Genomic DNA, 17,559 nt, shown 5'->3' with positions numbered 1-17,559 from the left:
ACAGTCACAACGTGAGAAAACTCTTGCACTAACATTTGGTCTTCATGACCTTGCACATAGATGTTACCCACTGAATCGGCAGTAAATGCACCGGCAGTGATGTTGCCTTGGGTTTTTCCTTCAATGGAAATATAGCATGGAGTTGGCATAGCGATATCCTTTATCAAGAATGACAAATTGAGTTAAGTAAATATAATTAACTGTTAATTTCCGTCATCTCAGCCAGTGCGCACGGTAAGATTTGAGTTAAGGATAATAAAAGCTTATGGATAGACTGTAAACCTAGCGGCCTTTTTGTATCTCCCTAGGATAAGTGACTTAGCGTAAACTGGTTGAAATATCGCTATATAATTTCAGAAAAACACTAAAAATGAATCATAACCGAATTATCATCGAACAAAAAATAGACCAAACTGCGATAAGCCCAGTAAGTTCTAATGTACATAGAAATAAACTATGTAACCAAATATTTCAATCTACAAAACCATCATAACTATATGATTTAATATAAATAAAACAAAAAACTCAAGTTATCTTCACTACTAATAAAATTATCAGCTTAAGCTGGCAGTGTAATTATCTGCTAATCTCAAATTAATAGTGATTAGTTTCACTTAAGGTGTAACAGATAATTTTCATCGGTGAGCAGCCAATTTGCCGATGAGGAAAAAGGAATTCTAATCTTATTTATCCCATTCAATACCCTGTGAATTTTATCGCATTCAACTAGCAATCTGTTCCGATTATAAGAAAGATGGCGTTGATTGTGGCCTGCCCGTCACTTGTTATTCTCGATCTTCCTCAGAACCAATATTTATAATCTTAAATCCCCGTATCTCATCAGATTCTAAATATCGTAATATATAAAAAATGCGTTAGCCTATGATATAATTCGATTAAAACATGATAAAAAACGACTAAAAAAGACAAAATGAGCGACCAATATGAAAGTTATAAGTAAAAAAAATAAATATATCAGTTTTAGAAATAACGGAGTTTTTTTGATTACCGCAATAGTCAATTCAACTGCCTGCTTTTTTTTATTTGGTGTCATTGGTGGAACATTTGGTCTTTTAACAACTCTATTCTCTAATATCGTTTATGATACAAAACCTGATAGTAGTAATATTTTTTATGTGTTTTTTTTATTATGTTTGGTCATCGTTGGTGGGGGCATTGGCTTTATACTAAAGCTAACAGTTTATTTTTATATATACTTATTTATCTTATCATATTGCTATTATCTATTTTATAAAAAAGATGATTACTTAGACCGTACATTTCCATTTTTAATTATCTTTTCTTCCATGGGAACAACACTTGACTCTATTAGCATTGACCTGCCAATCGCCTATATCTCAGGGATTGCTATTAGTCTAACTATTTTTAGCTTACTAAAACATAAAAATTTTGAAAGTCATGCATTTAAAAACGGATTATTTTCAAAAGAAATATATCATAGTGACGAAAAAATATATATACGAGCTTTCTTGTTCAGTTTTTTCCTATTTTTAAGCCTTTCAATACCTGACTATCTAAATTTATATAAACCTTATTGGGCTCCCCTGACATTCATTATGTTACTCCATCCAAAAGAAATGCATATAATAAAGGTTACTTTACTTAGATTTTTAGGAAGCCTATTAGCGGCTGTTTTTGTCATTTCCATGTTTAGCATAACAAAATCAAAGGAAACTTATATTTACTTAGCAGTTTTAGCTTTAATTGTATTTTTCATTCCAACACTTTTTCGTTTAAATTATTTACTAAAAACATTTTCTATTACTGTTTTTGTTCTGCTTCTTCTTGAAGAAACTCAATTTTTACATGATCCAAGTTACTTATTACCGATATCAAGGGCATACGAGACATTTATTGGTGGTGCTATTGCAATCCTTGCTAGTTTAGTTTTAAACATTTTTAGAACTATAAAGAAAAGTGAAATTATAGATTAATAGCAAGGAAAAATAGGGAAGCTTCTTCTTAATAAACCATGAAGCTTCCCCTCTTTTTAGACCATAACAAACGCAAGTTATGATAAAAAAGTGAATGTGGCTTTATCAAATTGTCGCATATACATTATTTATTTTCACGTCTCTTACAATACCAATGGCTAAACCAACGTGTAATGTAAATATAAATCAAAATAACTAATGTAACAATAAAAACATCCATATCTAGAGTTTTAGTATCAAATCCAATTATACTTATGAAGATCACGGGTGATAATATTAAAAGCATTATATCAAATAATAATTGTAATCTATAAGGCTTTGAAGTGATCCCATGCCATATTGATTTACCTATTTTCATATCAAAAACCTCTTACTCACTTATAAATTTTAAAATATCAGCATGAGAGCTAACTGTATTGTCTATTACCTACTGAATATCCGATATAAATAGCAACAAATCCAATAACGATACTTAAAACCAAATAACTCATTCCAACCAATAAAAACTGCGGAGACTTCATTATTTCTACTGCACCGTAAACGAAGCTAGAAAATGTCGATAATCCTCCCATGATCCCCGTAGCTAAAAAGGCATTCATCCCTTGGCTTATTTTATTTCTCATAAGTAAGCCTGCAACAACACCCAATAATAAGGAAGCAACAATATTTGCTACGAATATGTCAAGAGGGAAATGATTATTAATGGTAGGAACAGACACCATCAGTAGTTCTCTGGAAATTGCCCCAATTGCACCACCAATAAAAACTAAGATCATAATATTCATTTTTAGCCCCTGTTAGTTTGCTAACCAAGCACCAATAAATGCCGCAGCTAACCCAAATAAAACCGAAAGTAATAAGTAAAATAGTGCGAGTAATTTTTGTTTAGTTTGAGTCAATTTTAAAGCATCAAGTTGCATACTACTGAACGTCGTATAGCCACCTAGTAGCCCAGTTAAAACCGCTGATTGAAGAAATGTCCCATAACGGTCATCCCAATCGATCGCAAAATAACGGCTTAAAAAACCAATAACAAATGCGCCAGAAATATTAATAATGAATGTGGATAATGGAAACGTCCCATGATAACGTTCCCCCACCAGGCGACCAATCCACCAACGAAGTAGTGAACCAATACCGCCACCTGAGCCAACTAATAAAATATCAATAGCTACCATTGCGGTCCTCTCTATTTAATATCATAAATTAAAGACATCATTTTTAAAATAAAATTTAAATTACACACATTAATTCAACATTATTAATCACTAGTCGTTATATGATAATATTAAATGACCCGTAATTTTATTTAGCCTTATAAAACAGTTCATTCTGATATGGCCATATTCCAAATCGAGGTGCACACCTTTTCCAATAGAAATTTATTATGGCTAAAAACAATCATCGATAATGGTCTTTCTTCAGAAAGTTGAATTAAAAACTGCCATATATCTTTCTGCAGATGCGCATCTAATTGTGCAGTAATTTCATCTGCAATTAAAACTTTTGTTCTTGGGTCTAATGCTCTTAATAAGGCAATTCGAGCAAGTTCACCACCAGAAAGTTCACTGGGCCTTCTAGCCAACCACTCTGATTTAATAAACAACCGTTCAAGGTAGTATGGATCAGGCTCCCAAGCATCCTTCACACTTTCACCGACTGTTCGATAAGGGTTAAAACATTTTTCAGGGTGCTGAGGAACTAACTGAATAGGGCAATACCCTTTTTGAGTTAATTTTTTTCCATTAAATAGCACATCGCCTTGCGTAGGCATTTGCCATTGGGCTAATACACGACCTAATGTTGTTTTACCAAAACCACTCGGTGCTGAAATCCCTAGACGCTCATTTTTATTCAGTGAAAATGACACTGAATCCCATAATGTACGGTTATCTTGCTTTATACATAAGTTTTTGACTTCAAACATACTGAAACTCTCTATAAGCTAATAGATGGATAACCAAACAACAGCAATAAAAATACAAATAATGGAAATAATACCGCCTGATTTTGTAAACTCTAAAAACGATATTTTAATACCATGAGCTGAGGATTGTTCAACAGCAATAATCCCAGCAATACTGCCAAATATAAATATATTACCTGCAAAACAAGCACCTAAAATTAAAGCAGCACCTAACAAATCAACATTTCCATGGGGGTAAACAAACTGGATTAATAAAATCACCGTTGGTGTTGTCCCTACAAAAATACTCATCACGATGGTGACCAAAAATAACGTAATAGGACTATTTAGATCGATACCTTTACCCAATAAGTAGTGCAATACCTCCTGAGGGATACCTGTATTGGAAAATGCGGTATTAATAATAAATAGGCCCATCATTAGAAGAATTAAGTCACCATTAACATGCTTTAACATGTCACTGGATGCTATTTTTCTGTTTAACAATAAAAAACAGGCTGCCGATAATGCAACAAGCTCACGCGGAAAATCACTAAATAAAAACGCCAAAATAACAATAAATAAAACCGTAGCGGCTTTTATCGTTTCCCACCAATTGAATTCAATAATCGAAGGCTCAACATTGGGCATTGATGACTTTTTGTCTTCAGATAAATACCAACGATTACGATAAAGCAAGGTAATCACACACCATACAATGGGAACTGAAAATAAGACTGGAATGGCTGTAATATTGAGTATTCCAATAAAAGATAAATCCAATCCTTGTGCCACAACCATATTTTTAGGGCTACCAATTAAAGATCCTGCAGCACCGTTATTGGCCGCAAAGCAAAAACCAAGTAAAAATGGAATAGGGTTAAGCCCACGGGATAATGTGACGGAAACTAATAAAGGTGTCATCGCCACCACCACAATATCGTTTGTAAGTACCGAAGCAAGAAGTGCCCCAACAATAATAAAAACAGCCATTAATTTAGGAGGGCTAATATTTAAGCTCGCCACTTTTTGTGCCGCTTGGTGATAAAAACCGGATACTGTAAATGATGCAGATACCACCATTAAGCCAAATAATAGCCCAATTGCACTATAATCAATTGCATCCCAAGATAATTTTGGCGAGATAATCCCAAACCCTATCATGGCTAATGCGCCCGCTACAGATGCGCCAGTACGGTCAATTTTAATCCCTGGAAAAGTCCCAAAAGCCATTGCGACATACACTAAAATAAAAATAATAACGGTTAGATCCATAATAAACTCTCTATCTCTTATCTATATTTTTATTTCTTCGTATAAATGATAAAACTGTAGATACTCAAGTAGCAATTTTACCATTGGGCCCCCCAGCATATTACGAATCTAATATGTTGTTTGAAAAAATAATATTCTCCATCACTTGGTTATTAATGTTTTCACCAAAGATCATTTTAATCAAAACTTCACTTCCTAAAGATGAAAGCGAAATAAGTAAATCTGCATGTAATAGCTGCATATTTTCGTAATTTTTATCATCATTTACAGCAATGACGCTTTTAATATTTCCACCGACAATTTCTTTCGCAGCTAACATAGAGATGGTGTTTTCCGAATCAGAACCACCAAGAATAAATAAGGCTTTTGCCTGACCTAAGTTAGCACTATTTAATGCATGTTTATTGATTTGTTCCGTGGTAATAACTTGCGCATTATCTGGATAGCTCTTTTTTTGATCTTCATGGCAAAGTACCATGACGTCTAAGTCACGCTTTCTTAATCCGTGGTAGGTGTTTAAAGCTAAAGGGCTTGCGCCAACAATAATATAGTGGTTTTTCATACGGAATAATCTCTTCTTAACAATTTCTTGTGTGCTTTTTGCAAATACCCCTAGAAAATACACAATAGAGGTTGTAAAAATTGTAATACCTAAAATAACAATCGAAATTGTAAACAGTCTTGCCTCAACACTAATCGGAATAATGTCACCAAAGCCCACCGTCGTCATACATACCAAAGCAAAATAGAATGCAGATGAGATGTCAGTAACATGGGGTTGAAATTGCTCGCCTAAATATAAAGTACCAAATACAGAATAACCCAATAGTACGCTTAAGCTCATGAAAGCAACAAAGCCTGCACCAGATAAGCTATGGCGATTAAATGCTTTCCAATTTGCAACAGCAATAATCAGAACGATTAGTGAAAAAGTTCCAGTCAGGACATTTTCTCTTGCTAATACCAAGTTAATTAACATGATAATGAACAGCATAAAACAGCTAAATAACCAACCGATACGTAGACCTAAATAAATAGGAATAGCAAGAATAATGAGTACAACGCCAATAGCAAACCTTGGAATATCTAATAATTTAACCAGCCCTAATGATTGTAGCCAATCAACAAAACCTAGATGTTGAGGATATAAATGAAGATCATAAGTTGAGATGATGGGGAGAATAATCAATATCCCATCAGCAAGTATTAATAATGCGAGCACTAAGCGTAGCATTCTCATATTTTGAATATATTTATATATTGCATTTTTTTTCATAATTGAGTACCAAAAGTTTTAGTGCCAATATTACTGTCGATGTTTAGGCATAATATCTTGGTTCGGTACTAGAAATAACCATGATGCGAGAACAAATGGCATCGTTAAGGTCGGAATACCAAATGGTTCAAGAATTATGTCGAGTGCCCCTTGAACAAATACGGTAAATATCACACCAACGATGGCATAGACGACCACGCGATAGCTCGGCTTGTTAAAGGTAGAACCTAAAGCAATTGCAGTTAATACAGCACTAAACGAATATAACCCTGTATGAATACTCGCAAAGTCACCTTTTAAAAGAGTTGCAACAATAAAGGCAAGAAGAGAACCAAATACCGCAAATATCGCTGCCCATATAGAACTAACCGCTAAGCCAATGACAAAGATGATGCCAACAATCATGCTACTAAGTAAAAAAACTTCAGAAATACCACGGAAAACATCAGCAACCAGATCGCTATGCGGAATTAATCCAATAGGTTCAATAAGTTGTTTAGGTAGTGCAGGAGTCGGTAATGCAACGCCTTCAATACCTAAGAAGTTGTAACTCGCGAGCAAAATAATCCATGATACTAAAACAAAAGGAGCTGTTAATGCTGCAACTTTCCAATTCTTAAGAAAATCCATTAAAGAGATAGTCGCTATAACCGAAACGATGCTCCCCAATACGATAGTTACCCAAACAAATGGGGTATTCTCTAAGAAAGTCGGTAATGCAACACCCACTAAACAACCATTGTAACCATAAAGCCCCGAGCGCAACGATTCAGTATCTAATTTACTAATATAAGCTGTCAGTGTAGCGACAACGGTACCTAACAAACAGCCTAAAGCGACTTGTGGCATTCCTTCTAAAAACGCACCGATGAAAATCGCAATAAAAAATAGAAGTCCGGTTAGTGCGTTATTTTGAAACATAACTTGAGCACATCCACGCAAGACGACATCAATAAATTGAATCGTCATATTTTTGCTGGCTAACTTATTCCAAGCGTTCTGATTTATTATTTTTTCCATCGTGAAATTCCTTAATAGGAATATCAGTAGAGAATTTATAAAAATCACTCTACTGATAATATATTAATAAATTACCTTGATAACCTAGCAGGTTATTTCAGTCATTTTATGACAATCATTACCACATTGTATTAAATGCAATAAGATACATTTAATACATCGAACCATATTTAACGCCATAAAAAAGGCTCTTGTAGCGAAATACCTAATATTTCTTCTCTCGCTATTTGCCAAAAATACCTAACAGCATCCTTTACTTTTGGACTATCAACACCCAACGCTTTAAATATTAATCCACAATCATTCGGTAATTGAGTTGCACCAAAAGCAATTTCATTTTTCGGGTCATATATCGCATCTAGACGTTCTAAAATACGTTCATGGTGAATTTTAGGTGTCAATAAAATCACATTGCCAAACGTATCGAAGCTATCCATAACTGCGGTAATGTTTAGCGGTGATTTTTTTGGCTCTAAAATGTATTTCTCAACAAATAATTCTTTATTGGACGATGACTCCGCTCGAATATGTGATGAGAAAACATCAAAGCCAAACTGTTCGTCAGGATGATGATACTTTCGTCCTGACATCAATATTTCTGAGTAAATCATCGTTGCACTTGGGTGAATATTAATCCGCGTGTCAGTAATAAACCGAGAATTACGGTGAGGAATGATAGGATCGGGTAAATATTCTAAATACCCGTCCTCCTCAACAATAATATTTTGGTACTGAGTAGCATAGTTCGCTTCCATCATATGAACTTTGGTCGCAGATTGCGTTGTCACATGAGCACAAGCCCCCTTTTCAACTATAATATCAAGGGCTTGCCTATCACCTTGTAATAAGCTACCAGAGGTAGAGATCATAGTGACGCAGGGTAGCTGGGGCATCAATTCATCCCAATACAGTGCTTTTTGCACTAAAGAGGGAACACGACGCTCCATTTCCACCAGCTCACTACGATATTCTCCCTGAGCAAACCTTAATTTTAGGTAACCACTTTTACCCACAGCACCACTTTGCATTTGCTTCGGTTCATCTTGATATGCGGCGAGTTCAGGGGCATTGCTGCCTAAAATATGAGCTTTAACACGCGTTGGAGTATTTGCTATATCTGCCCTGAAATTCGTCATCTTTACCCCCTTGGAACTTGGTGCGTAAAGAGGAATTTATCCATGATCATATCAACTAGCTCAACAACCCCTTCCCCTGTTTTACAGTTAGTTAGTACGTAAGGACGCTCCCCACGAACAACTTTAGTGTCATGCTCCATCACTTCAAGGCTAGCACCAACATAAGGAGCTAAGTCAATCTTATTAATAACTAAAATATCAGCTTGTACTAAGCCTGGGCCATTTTTACGTGGGATTTTTTCACCTTCAGCCACATCAATAACATAGATGTAAAAGTCCGCGAGTGCAGGGCTAAAGGTCAATGTTAAGTTATCTCCACCGCTTTCAATCATGATCACGTCGCTATCAGGGAAACGTTCTTCCATGTCTTCAACTGCAGCAATGTTCATACTTGGGTCTTCACGTACCGCAGTGTGAGGACATGCCCCGGTTTCAACACCTAAAATTTTCTCTTCATCAAGAATACCTTTCAAGGTACGTTTTACTTGTTTCGCATCTTCGGTCGTCACAATATCGTTTGTGATGATTAGTGGTTTAATGCCTCTTTCAATAAGGATCGGGGTGATCACTTCAATAATGGCTGTTTTTCCTGAACCAACAGGCCCACCAATTCCGATCCGAGTCATTTTTTTCATCATTTTTCCCCAAAATTTTTAGTTGTTCGCTAATTCATAAATAAACGAACAAACGATTTAGTGTGTACCGCAGCTAAGACATCAATAACAGGAACATATGAGGACATTTGCTCTATATCACCACAGGCTGCGATGTCACAAAAAGCCTTAATTTCTTCATTTAATTCAAAAAGAATATGCTGTGTTTCATAGTGTGTGATACGCATTAATCGCATCGCGGCACTTAAGATTGTCATGGCAATACCATATTGATGCATCACAACAACATCTCTTTCGGTGATCCCTTGTACCGCCATAACAATGGCTTGTATGACTGGCTGGGTCCCTGGAACCTCATTGGCTTTGATTTTCGCAAGCCACCCACTCACTTGTGGGTCATCAAAAATATGAACTGAGATTTCAGCGAGTTTTTTTCCCATTCGAGTCGTCATTATTCGCGCTTCTTCATTCAATTTGCGATTATGCACTGCCCAATCAATCTTCGCTAATGCGTCATGATCTTGTGCAAGAACGGCACGATGTGCCGCCACAATCGCAATGCAATCTGAATGTGCTGCGACCTTCAAAGACGTGTGAACAAAGGATTTCAGCGTTTCTTTGTCGTGGACAACACCTTTTTGAATGGCGGATTCAACCCCATTTGAAAATGTGAACGCACCAATTGGCAGCGCTGAATCACCAAACTGCATAATTCTAATTAGGTCAGATGCTTCCATATCACTTTCCTTACTCATGGACACGAACGTTATTTGTGTGTATGAGTGTGCCCATGGTCATGATGGTGATTATGACTGTGATCGTGTCCATGGCTGTGATCATGACTGTGGTTGTGTCCGTGGATCTGTCCTAACTCCACATGAACATGCGTATCCGTTTCCTCTGCACCACCAAATAATAAGCGTGCTTCAGAGTGGCTCAATTCAGGTAAAATGCTTTCACCCTTCACAAAGGCAAATGTTTCTTCACCGAACCCATGTGTACGCATCACTGATCCCATCACTTTTTCACTTACCGTTAATGGCACGTAAACAAGATCACCTTTTAAAACAGCTTTCCAATGTTGGTTTCCTAAAGCATGCCCTAATTCAAAACTAATACGAATATGCTCTTCTGTGCTCAAGTTTTTCAGGTGGGATAAATTGACCATCATGACGTCACGTAAAGAGATCTGAACTACCGTCATTGTGTTGGTGGCTTCATCAAATAGCAGAACGTCGCCATCAGATAACAAGACGTTTCTGTCCAGCGCGATACCCAAGTCTTGGCCTTTTTCCGTATTTTTTCGACAGCGGCTTTTCTGTGCTTCTCGTTGATCGAGGATCAACGTATCAACATCGGCATTTTTCTGGCGTGCTTGCCACATTGGGTCTTTTTTAACATTGCCAAGAATATGTTCAATAATGATCATAATATTACCTTTTATGTTAATTCTGCCCACCACTGGCAGGCAGATAATCCAAACATGTACAATTAGCTAAAGAAATAACGTTGGTTCATTGCGGCTTCGCTAATCGGCTGGCAAGTTGCATGTTCACCATTCACTTTTACAGCAAAAGTTTCAGGATCAACTTCGATATTTGGTGTTTCACCGTTACGCACTAAATCACGCTTCCCGATCGCTCGGCAGTTATTGACAGCAATCACTTGGCGTTCAAGGTCTGCTTTTTCTTTAATACCATCATCTAATGCGGCTTGTGAAACAAAAGTCACACAAGTGTCATTAACAGTTTTACCCATCGCACCAAACATTGGGCGATAGAAAACTGGCTGTGGTGTTGGTAAGGAAGCATTTGGGTCGCCCATTGCAGCCCAGTTGATCATACCACCTTTAATAACCAGTTTAGGTTTAGCCCCAAACATACGCGGGTCCCATAATACGAGATCGGCCATTTTCCCAACTTCAATCGAGCCTAAGATATGGCTGATACCTTGAGCAATTGCTGGGTTAATAGTGATTTTTGCCACGTAACGTAGAACACGGAAGTTATCATTGCCCGGTGCATCTTCAGGTAGCTTGCCACGAGAAGCTTTCATCGCGTTGGCAGTCTGAACAATACGTAACCAGTTTTCACCCACACGCCCCATCGCTTGTGAGTCACTTGAGAACATCGAAATAGCACCCATATCATGTAGTACGTTTTCTGCTGCAATGGTTTCAGGGCGAACACGGCTTTCTGCAAATGAAACATCCGACGGAATATTTGGGTTCAAGTTATGACATACCATAATCATGTCAAATAACTCTGATTGACTGTTAACACCGAACGGTAATGTTGGGTTTGTTGAGCTTGGTAATACGTTAGGTTGGCTAACAACTTTAATAATATCAGGAGCATGTCCACCACCTGCACCTTCAGTGTGATAAGTGTGGATAGTTCTGCCTTCGAATGCTTCGATGGTATCTTCAACATAACCACCTTCATTCAAACTATCTGTATGCACAGAAATTTGTACATCAAACTCATCAGCAATACGTAGCGCATGGCGGATAGCGTTCCCTGTTGCGCCCCAGTCCTCATGCACTTTCAGACCCGCTGCACCCGCAACCAATTGCTCTATCAATGGTTCGCGCGTATAAGAGTTGCCTTTCCCTAAAATACCCACGTTGATTGGTAAGCCTTCGATTGCACGTAACATAGAACGCATGTTCCAAGGACCTGCGGTTACTGTTGTACCGTTAGTTCCATCTGTTGGACCAATACCACCGCCAAAGAAGGTTGTCACACCGTTTGATAACGCCGCATAAGCTTGCTGCGGAGAAATTAAATGGATATGAGTATCAATACCCGCAGCTGTTAAAATTAAGTGTTCACCAGAAATAGCATCTGTTGATACCCCAACAACCATGCCCGGTGTAATGTTATCTTGAATATTTGGGTTACCACTTTTACCGACACCAACGATTTTACCCGCTTTAATCCCCACGTCCGCTTTAATCACGCCTAAACGCGCATCGACGATGGTGACGTTAGTAATTACTAAATCTAAAACACCATTATCGCTAGTAAAAGTATTATTCGCGCCCATACCATCGCGTAAAGATTTACCACCACCATAGACAGACTCTTCGCCATATCCACGTAAATCTTTTTCGATTTCAATATATAAGTCAGTATCGCCTAAACGAATTTTATCGCCAACTGTTGGCCCGAATAAACCGTTGTATTCTTGTCTAGAAATTTTTGGCATGTTATTTACCTTAATGTGAAGAAGGTGAATTGTTATTTATCATTACTGACATCTAACGCGCTTACTGTTCCTTATGCTTAAAACCACGAGCAATTGCTTTATTTAAGGCGATTGCTTTAGCAGGACGTTCAGTAGCGGCAACGTTATCACCCGCCCAACCATCAACAAGGTTATTAAACCCATATACACTTTGTTTTCCGCCGTAAGGGATCAGTGAAACTTCAACTTCATCACCTGGCTCAAAACGAATTGCCGTTGTAGAGGCAATATTTAAACGCTTACCGTAAGCCGCTGCACGGTCGAACTCTAATGCATGGTTAACTTCAAAAAAATGGAAGTGGGAACCAATTTGCACTGGTCTGTCACCCGTATTACGAACTTTAATTTTTGTTTCAGGTTTACCGACGTTGAACTCAATAGGCTCATCAGCAAAAATAACACCACCTAAAGGAGTCGGAACTTTAATGTCTGCTTTTGAATTACTCATGATTCACCTCTCCTTCATTTATTTAATCGGATTGTGGACTGTCACTAAGCGAGTACCATCAGTAAAAATCGCTTCAACCTGCACATTTGGAATTAAGTCCCCTACGCCATCCATAACGTCTTTTTTTGTTAAAACAGTCGCCGCTTCTTTCATTACATCTTCAACAGTTTTACCATCACGCGCCCCTTCAAGTGCCGTGACTGTAATAATGGCAACAGCTTCTGGATAATTTAATTTCACACCACGTGCACGGCGTTTTTCAGCCACATCTGCGAGTGTATAAACCATCAATTTTTCAATTTCTCTTGGGGTTAATTGCATAACGCCTCCTCAATTGATAAAACTTAACATTGTTAATATTGATAAATAATCATTTTCCGAGCTAATACTCGCTTTGTTTATAAAATATAAATTGAGTTAAACATCTAATAACGACAAATTAAATAAAACTCTAACCAATAAACATTCCAATTTAATTAATCAAAATAAGACTGGATATACATTGGCTATTCCTTATGTTTAATTTTTAAATAGTATTAGTCCAATTCATAAATTGTTGTTCAGGCAAAGAATTCCATAGAGATTGAAACCATTTCCCGCCTCCGCCTTGCTTTAATCTTTCACTACTGAGTACTTCTTCTAAAACACCATTACGTAATAACGCAATGCGATCAGCGAAACGAACAGCCATTGCAAGGTCGTGAGTAACCCACAAAACACCTTTACCATCAAAGCAAAGAGACTTGATATGTTGTAGAAGTTGCATCGCATGTTCATCGTCTAGCCAAGATGAAATTTCATCCGCAAGAATATATTCAGCTTGGGAAAGTGTCGCGCTACAAGCCAGAACTCGTTTTGCCATTCCCCCGGAAAGCTTATTGGGATAACTATGGATTAAATCTGCTTGTAAATTATATTGTTGTAAGTGCAACGCGACGTCGTGCATTTGAATATGCTGCCCACTTAAGACAGCGGCACGTTCAAGTTGAGGCCCTATCTTAATGAGAGGGTTTAATGCGCTAACTCCTTGAGGGATATAGCACAATGAATTGCCGCGATATTGCTGTTTTGACTTTTCTGTTAACTGACTTCCATTTAACACAATATCACCACGGCAACGCATATTTTCAGGTAACAAACCTAAACTGCTTTGCAGTAGTAAACTTTTCCCTTCCCCGCTTCCTCCTACCAATGCAACCATTTCACCTGGAGCCACATCCAATGAAATATCTTGTAAAAGCGGAGACCACTGTTTTTTGCCTAGCCAGCGAAATTTCGCTACATCAATCGTAAGGTTATCAAAACTTAGCATCAATCGCTCCTCAACCATAATTGTTGTACTGCTTTAGCAAATTGATCGAATAACAGCACTAAACCAACTAATGCGATGCCCGGAAACATGGCTAACCACCATGCTCCTGTGCTCAAGTAACGCAAGGCATCGGAAAGCAAAATACCTAACGATGCTTCATGTGGAGACAAACCAAAACCCAAAAAACTCAGTGCTGCACTGTGTAATATCGCATGTGGGAACATCAATAATGTCCCCACCAACCATTGTGAAAGGATCATCGGTAAATAGTCATACCGGCATCGATAGAGCGCACTATTTCCAATCCGTTTCGATAACATGATGTAATCTGTTTGCTGCACTCGGAGCAACTCGGAACGTAAGATCAACGTCAACTTTGGCCAATGTGTCAACGCAACCGCCCAAATTACACCCACTTTGCCACCACCTAATGTAAAGCAAATCAATATCAGCAATAACAAGTGAGGTAGTGCTAATAACGAATCAATACATCCACGTATAACATAATCCATCGTCTTACTAAATGAGGATAAACTTGCCATCACGAGTGCTATCGCTCCGCTCGATACGGCTGCGATGGTGCCAATTTGTAAGCTGGTCGCTATTCCTTGGAATACTCTGTCCCACAAGTCTCGACCTAAATTATCAGTACCAAATAAATGTATCCACGATGGCGCTTGTCGACGGTCGAGTAAATTCACTTCTACATCAGTTTGGGAAAGCCATGCTGCATAAGCCCCTAAAGCGAATAAGCACAACAAGGATATAACTAACTTAATTAAAGCCTTATTTGGGTTATAAGTCATGGCTCTCGGAGTACCCCTTTATTCACGCTCTTGAGCATCATGTCAGAAATACTGTTACTAAAGAAAATCACTACCGCACATAACATCACAATCCCCATTAATAAAGGGATGTCACCCCGCAAACCCGCATCAATGGTTGCTTGTCCTAAGCCTGGGTAAGCAAACACCTTTTCTGCTAGCAATGCGCCACTGAGCAATTCTCCCATTGAGGCAAACTGTAAACATATTGCGGGTGTAACCGCATGTTTTACTACATGAAAGCTGACCATTGGCCACCCTTTATCCCCTTGTGCTTTCGCATAGTGGATAAACTCGCTGTTCATCACCTCAGCAACTTTCGAACGAGTATGCAGAGCTATATTACCAATACCTAACATCCCTAAAGCCACTACAGGTAACACAAGATGATGCACTTTTTGTGACAATGTTGATGTTTGTTCATCTAAGCCTATCGGCCAAGCGCAACAAATTGGCGCCCACTGTAATGAAACAGCAAAAAGTGACAATAAAAGTAAGCCAACCCAAAAAACAGGAATTGAAGCCAATAAATAAGACAGTGTTGAAATGACTTTATCCGGCCATCTATTTAGGTAACGCCCGGCTACCAACCCCAAACAAAAACCCATCGCCCCAGAAAATAGCCATGCCGATAATAACAAAGCTAATGAAGGCGCTAACCTATCAGCAATCACCTGTGAAACAGGGGTGTTATAGAGCATGGAGTACCCCATATCACCTTGTAATAACTGAGAAAACCAATGCCAGAACTGCATCCATAATGGCTGATCAAGCCCCCAACGAGCTGCAATCAATGGATATTGCTCGGGGGAAACATGCATTAAATCATTGCCAATGTAGGCTTTAATTGGGTCTATTGGTGAATAGCTTAGGAGAATAAAAACCCCAAATGCTGTCACTAATAATAAACAGACAAACCGCAATAAAAGCCCGATGGTTGTCCGCATTATTTACAAGTCCACGCCCAATCATCCACATTATTCAATACTGACCATGAACCATGAATTTCAGGTGCCCCCTTACCTAGCTCAACACAGTTATTCAATAAATAAAGATGTTGTACGTTCATTAACCAAGCCCAAGCGGCGTCACCTTGGATACCTGTTCCTGTTTTGCCATCCCAATCCACTTTCTGCCAAAATGGAATTGCCGCATCTTGGTCTGGCTGACGAAGTGCTTCTTCTATCACCTTATCGACTGCTGGATTTTTGTAGTAACCCGCGTTATAGAACCCCACACCAGCGGCTTTGCTGCTGTAGTTATGAACAAGCTCCATTGGGTCAAGACTCCCCCACCCAAATAATGTTGGGTTGGCATGCATGTACTTTTCCACGGTTTCCCAGCTGCCTGATTTTAAATCCATCTCAATACCAATTGGCTTTAAGCTAGCCCTTACGGCTTGAGCTAAATCACGACGAGTGCTATCCCCACTGGCGTACCAAAGCGTCAGTTTCGCCACTTTGCCATCTTTTTCTCTTAAGCCGTCTTTATTCAGCTTCCAGCCAGCATCTTCAAGTATAGTTTTCGCTTTTTCGACATCCCCATCTTTAAATGAAGATTGAGGGTTATTCCAAGGTAGGCCTTCAACGCCAGTATATGCAGGGATCGCAAAACCTTCTAATACCGCGTCTGCTAATAGCTTACGGTCAATGGCGTAGTTGATCGCTTTGCGAATAGCAACATCGGAAGTAATGTCGTTACCAATTGGGTCGCCTGACGCATTTTTCTCTCCCGCAGGTGGAATTGGGAAGGAAATTCCTCGGTTTTCAACACTGTGGCGCTCAATCAATCTCATGCTTTTCACATCTTTCGCATTACTCGCCACGGCAGCAGGAATACGAACAATATCTAATTCACCACTTTGAGCGGCAGCAAAAGCACCATCTTCATTCAAGAAAACAAAAACCATTTTATCGAAATCGTTTTTAGGCCCCGCATAAAATGGGTTTCTTTCAACAATTAATTGCTGACCTGGTTGGAAGTTCACTAAGCGATAGGGACCTGCTCCGATAGGATTATGGGCGTATTTTTTCGCATCATATTTATCCGCAGAAACAATCCCTAATGAACCTAATACGTTAATAAAGGTACTTTGCGGAGCAGATAAAGTCATTCTAACAGTAGATGGGTTGATTTCCTCTGCTTTAGCAAAGTTCCCCATATCGACTTTTCCACCACTTGCGGCGGCGTTGTTATAGGTAAAAACAACATCTTTTGCGGTTAATGGGGAGCCATCGGAAAATTTTAGTCCGTCTTTTAATTTTAACGTCCACTCTTTACCATCATCTGAATGCTCATATTTTTCAAGCATATAGCTATGCCAAGATAAATCAGCTTTTTGTTTTAATAATGGACTATGTAAAAGTAAATAGCTGCCGTGGCTCCAGCCTAACATCGGGTCAAACCCTTCAGTTGGCTCAGAACCAATCGCTAGACGCAAAGTTTGTGGTTGCTGTGTATCGGTCGCAGCATTTGCCCCCATCGATAGCCCCATAAAACAAATAGCCTGAATAGCTATTGCTATCTTCTTTTTCATATACCCAT

19 protein-coding genes are annotated in these 17,559 nt (G+C 38.6%); 1 reads left to right on the top strand and 18 read right to left on the bottom strand.

Annotation, left to right across the window (positions count from 1 at the left end; genetic code table 11):
- A partial coding sequence (gene tssD, locus PSE83_RS08310; RefSeq protein WP_141395937.1) for a type VI secretion system tube protein TssD occupies window positions 1-149 on the bottom strand: 149 nt, incomplete at its 3' end.
- Between the two features lie 795 nt (window positions 150-944).
- Here tssD and PSE83_RS08305 point away from each other — a divergent pair.
- Window positions 945-1,955, top strand: a complete 1,011-nt coding sequence (locus PSE83_RS08305) for an FUSC family protein (protein ID WP_004256054.1) — start codon at window positions 945-947, stop codon at window positions 1,953-1,955.
- A gap of 407 nt (window positions 1,956-2,362) precedes the next feature.
- Here the strand turns inward: PSE83_RS08305 and PSE83_RS08300 are convergent, their stop codons facing one another.
- The 17 genes from PSE83_RS08300 to PSE83_RS08220 all read right to left on the bottom strand — a co-directional run bounded on the left by PSE83_RS08300 (window position 2,363) and on the right by PSE83_RS08220 (window position 17,551).
- Complete coding sequence (locus PSE83_RS08300; RefSeq protein ID WP_004256055.1) at window positions 2,363-2,740, bottom strand: CrcB family protein; 378 nt, start codon at window positions 2,738-2,740, stop codon at window positions 2,363-2,365.
- 12 nt (window positions 2,741-2,752) lie between these two features.
- Entirely contained in the window at window positions 2,753-3,133 is a 381-nt protein-coding gene (gene crcB / locus PSE83_RS08295) for a fluoride efflux transporter CrcB (RefSeq protein WP_004256057.1), read from the bottom strand.
- A 149-nt stretch (window positions 3,134-3,282) separates the two neighbouring features.
- Complete coding sequence (locus tag PSE83_RS08290; protein ID WP_004256058.1) at window positions 3,283-3,882, bottom strand: ATP-binding cassette domain-containing protein; 600 nt, start codon at window positions 3,880-3,882, stop codon at window positions 3,283-3,285.
- An 18-nt stretch (window positions 3,883-3,900) separates the two neighbouring features.
- Window positions 3,901-5,136, bottom strand: coding sequence for an SLC13 family permease (locus tag PSE83_RS08285; protein ID WP_004256059.1), 1,236 nt, complete (start codon window positions 5,134-5,136; stop codon window positions 3,901-3,903).
- Between the two features lie 100 nt (window positions 5,137-5,236).
- Window positions 5,237-6,412 carry an ion channel gene (locus tag PSE83_RS08280; RefSeq protein ID WP_004256060.1) on the bottom strand — a complete coding sequence of 392 codons (1,176 nt, stop codon included), beginning with the start codon at window positions 6,410-6,412 and terminating at the stop codon, window positions 5,237-5,239.
- A 30-nt stretch (window positions 6,413-6,442) separates the two neighbouring features.
- Window positions 6,443-7,432: an urea transporter gene (gene yut, locus PSE83_RS08275; RefSeq protein ID WP_004256061.1), complete on the bottom strand. Its 990-nt coding sequence runs from the start codon at window positions 7,430-7,432 to the stop codon at window positions 6,443-6,445.
- Between the two features lie 170 nt (window positions 7,433-7,602).
- Window positions 7,603-8,568, bottom strand: a complete 966-nt coding sequence (locus PSE83_RS08270; protein ID WP_164565372.1) for an urease accessory protein UreD — start codon at window positions 8,566-8,568, stop codon at window positions 7,603-7,605.
- Window positions 8,569-8,570: 2 nt separating this feature from the next.
- Window positions 8,571-9,203 carry an urease accessory protein UreG gene (gene ureG / locus PSE83_RS08265; protein WP_036957900.1) on the bottom strand — a complete coding sequence of 211 codons (633 nt, stop codon included), beginning with the start codon at window positions 9,201-9,203 and terminating at the stop codon, window positions 8,571-8,573.
- Between the two features lie 29 nt (window positions 9,204-9,232).
- Window positions 9,233-9,919, bottom strand: coding sequence for an urease accessory protein UreF (locus PSE83_RS08260; protein WP_036957901.1), 687 nt, complete (start codon window positions 9,917-9,919; stop codon window positions 9,233-9,235).
- Between the two features lie 29 nt (window positions 9,920-9,948).
- Window positions 9,949-10,611: an urease accessory protein UreE gene (gene ureE, locus PSE83_RS08255; protein ID WP_036957902.1), complete on the bottom strand. Its 663-nt coding sequence runs from the start codon at window positions 10,609-10,611 to the stop codon at window positions 9,949-9,951.
- 62 nt (window positions 10,612-10,673) lie between these two features.
- Window positions 10,674-12,392 (bottom strand): urease subunit alpha, encoded by a 1,719-nt coding sequence (locus PSE83_RS08250; protein WP_004256069.1) that lies wholly within the window; start codon window positions 12,390-12,392, stop codon window positions 10,674-10,676.
- 61 nt (window positions 12,393-12,453) lie between these two features.
- Window positions 12,454-12,879: an urease subunit beta gene (locus PSE83_RS08245; RefSeq protein WP_004256072.1), complete on the bottom strand. Its 426-nt coding sequence runs from the start codon at window positions 12,877-12,879 to the stop codon at window positions 12,454-12,456.
- An 18-nt stretch (window positions 12,880-12,897) separates the two neighbouring features.
- Window positions 12,898-13,200 (bottom strand): urease subunit gamma, encoded by a 303-nt coding sequence (locus tag PSE83_RS08240; RefSeq protein WP_004256079.1) that lies wholly within the window; start codon window positions 13,198-13,200, stop codon window positions 12,898-12,900.
- 205 nt (window positions 13,201-13,405) lie between these two features.
- Entirely contained in the window at window positions 13,406-14,191 is a 786-nt protein-coding gene (locus PSE83_RS08235; protein ID WP_004256080.1) for an ATP-binding cassette domain-containing protein, read from the bottom strand.
- Window positions 14,191-14,997: an ABC transporter permease gene (locus tag PSE83_RS08230; protein ID WP_004256081.1), complete on the bottom strand. Its 807-nt coding sequence runs from the start codon at window positions 14,995-14,997 to the stop codon at window positions 14,191-14,193. Before PSE83_RS08230 ends, PSE83_RS08235 begins: the two co-directional genes overlap by 1 nt.
- Entirely contained in the window at window positions 14,994-15,962 is a 969-nt protein-coding gene (locus PSE83_RS08225; RefSeq protein ID WP_164565373.1) for an ABC transporter permease, read from the bottom strand. Before PSE83_RS08225 ends, PSE83_RS08230 begins: the two co-directional genes overlap by 4 nt.
- Entirely contained in the window at window positions 15,962-17,551 is a 1,590-nt protein-coding gene (locus PSE83_RS08220) for an ABC transporter substrate-binding protein (RefSeq protein ID WP_004256085.1), read from the bottom strand. Before PSE83_RS08220 ends, PSE83_RS08225 begins: the two co-directional genes overlap by 1 nt.
- Between the last annotated feature and the right edge of the window lie 8 nt (window positions 17,552-17,559).

The organism is Providencia sp. PROV150, assembly GCF_028481025.1.
Lineage (GTDB): Bacteria > Pseudomonadota > Gammaproteobacteria > Enterobacterales > Enterobacteriaceae > Providencia > Providencia hangzhouensis.
This window is presented reverse-complemented; position numbering and strand designations above follow the sequence as displayed.

Coding starts and splice junctions, on each gene's coding strand:
- PSE83_RS08305 (WP_004256054.1), top strand. CDS start 945: ATGAAAGTTATAAGTAAAAAAAATAAATATATCAGTTTTAGAAATAAC.
- PSE83_RS08300 (WP_004256055.1), bottom strand. CDS start 2,740: ATGAATATTATGATCTTAGTTTTTATTGGTGGTGCAATTGGGGCAATT.
- crcB (WP_004256057.1), bottom strand. CDS start 3,133: ATGGTAGCTATTGATATTTTATTAGTTGGCTCAGGTGGCGGTATTGGT.
- PSE83_RS08290 (WP_004256058.1), bottom strand. CDS start 3,882: ATGTTTGAAGTCAAAAACTTATGTATAAAGCAAGATAACCGTACATTA.
- PSE83_RS08285 (WP_004256059.1), bottom strand. CDS start 5,136: ATGGATCTAACCGTTATTATTTTTATTTTAGTGTATGTCGCAATGGCT.
- PSE83_RS08280 (WP_004256060.1), bottom strand. CDS start 6,412: ATGAAAAAAAATGCAATATATAAATATATTCAAAATATGAGAATGCTA.
- yut (WP_004256061.1), bottom strand. CDS start 7,432: ATGGAAAAAATAATAAATCAGAACGCTTGGAATAAGTTAGCCAGCAAA.
- PSE83_RS08270 (WP_164565372.1), bottom strand. CDS start 8,568: ATGACGAATTTCAGGGCAGATATAGCAAATACTCCAACGCGTGTTAAA.
- ureG (WP_036957900.1), bottom strand. CDS start 9,203: ATGAAAAAAATGACTCGGATCGGAATTGGTGGGCCTGTTGGTTCAGGA.
- PSE83_RS08260 (WP_036957901.1), bottom strand. CDS start 9,919: ATGGAAGCATCTGACCTAATTAGAATTATGCAGTTTGGTGATTCAGCG.
- ureE (WP_036957902.1), bottom strand. CDS start 10,611: ATGATCATTATTGAACATATTCTTGGCAATGTTAAAAAAGACCCAATG.
- PSE83_RS08250 (WP_004256069.1), bottom strand. CDS start 12,392: ATGCCAAAAATTTCTAGACAAGAATACAACGGTTTATTCGGGCCAACA.
- PSE83_RS08245 (WP_004256072.1), bottom strand. CDS start 12,879: ATGAGTAATTCAAAAGCAGACATTAAAGTTCCGACTCCTTTAGGTGGT.
- PSE83_RS08240 (WP_004256079.1), bottom strand. CDS start 13,200: ATGCAATTAACCCCAAGAGAAATTGAAAAATTGATGGTTTATACACTC.
- PSE83_RS08235 (WP_004256080.1), bottom strand. CDS start 14,191: ATGCTAAGTTTTGATAACCTTACGATTGATGTAGCGAAATTTCGCTGG.
- PSE83_RS08230 (WP_004256081.1), bottom strand. CDS start 14,997: ATGACTTATAACCCAAATAAGGCTTTAATTAAGTTAGTTATATCCTTG.
- PSE83_RS08225 (WP_164565373.1), bottom strand. CDS start 15,962: ATGCGGACAACCATCGGGCTTTTATTGCGGTTTGTCTGTTTATTATTA.
- PSE83_RS08220 (WP_004256085.1), bottom strand. CDS start 17,551: ATGAAAAAGAAGATAGCAATAGCTATTCAGGCTATTTGTTTTATGGGG.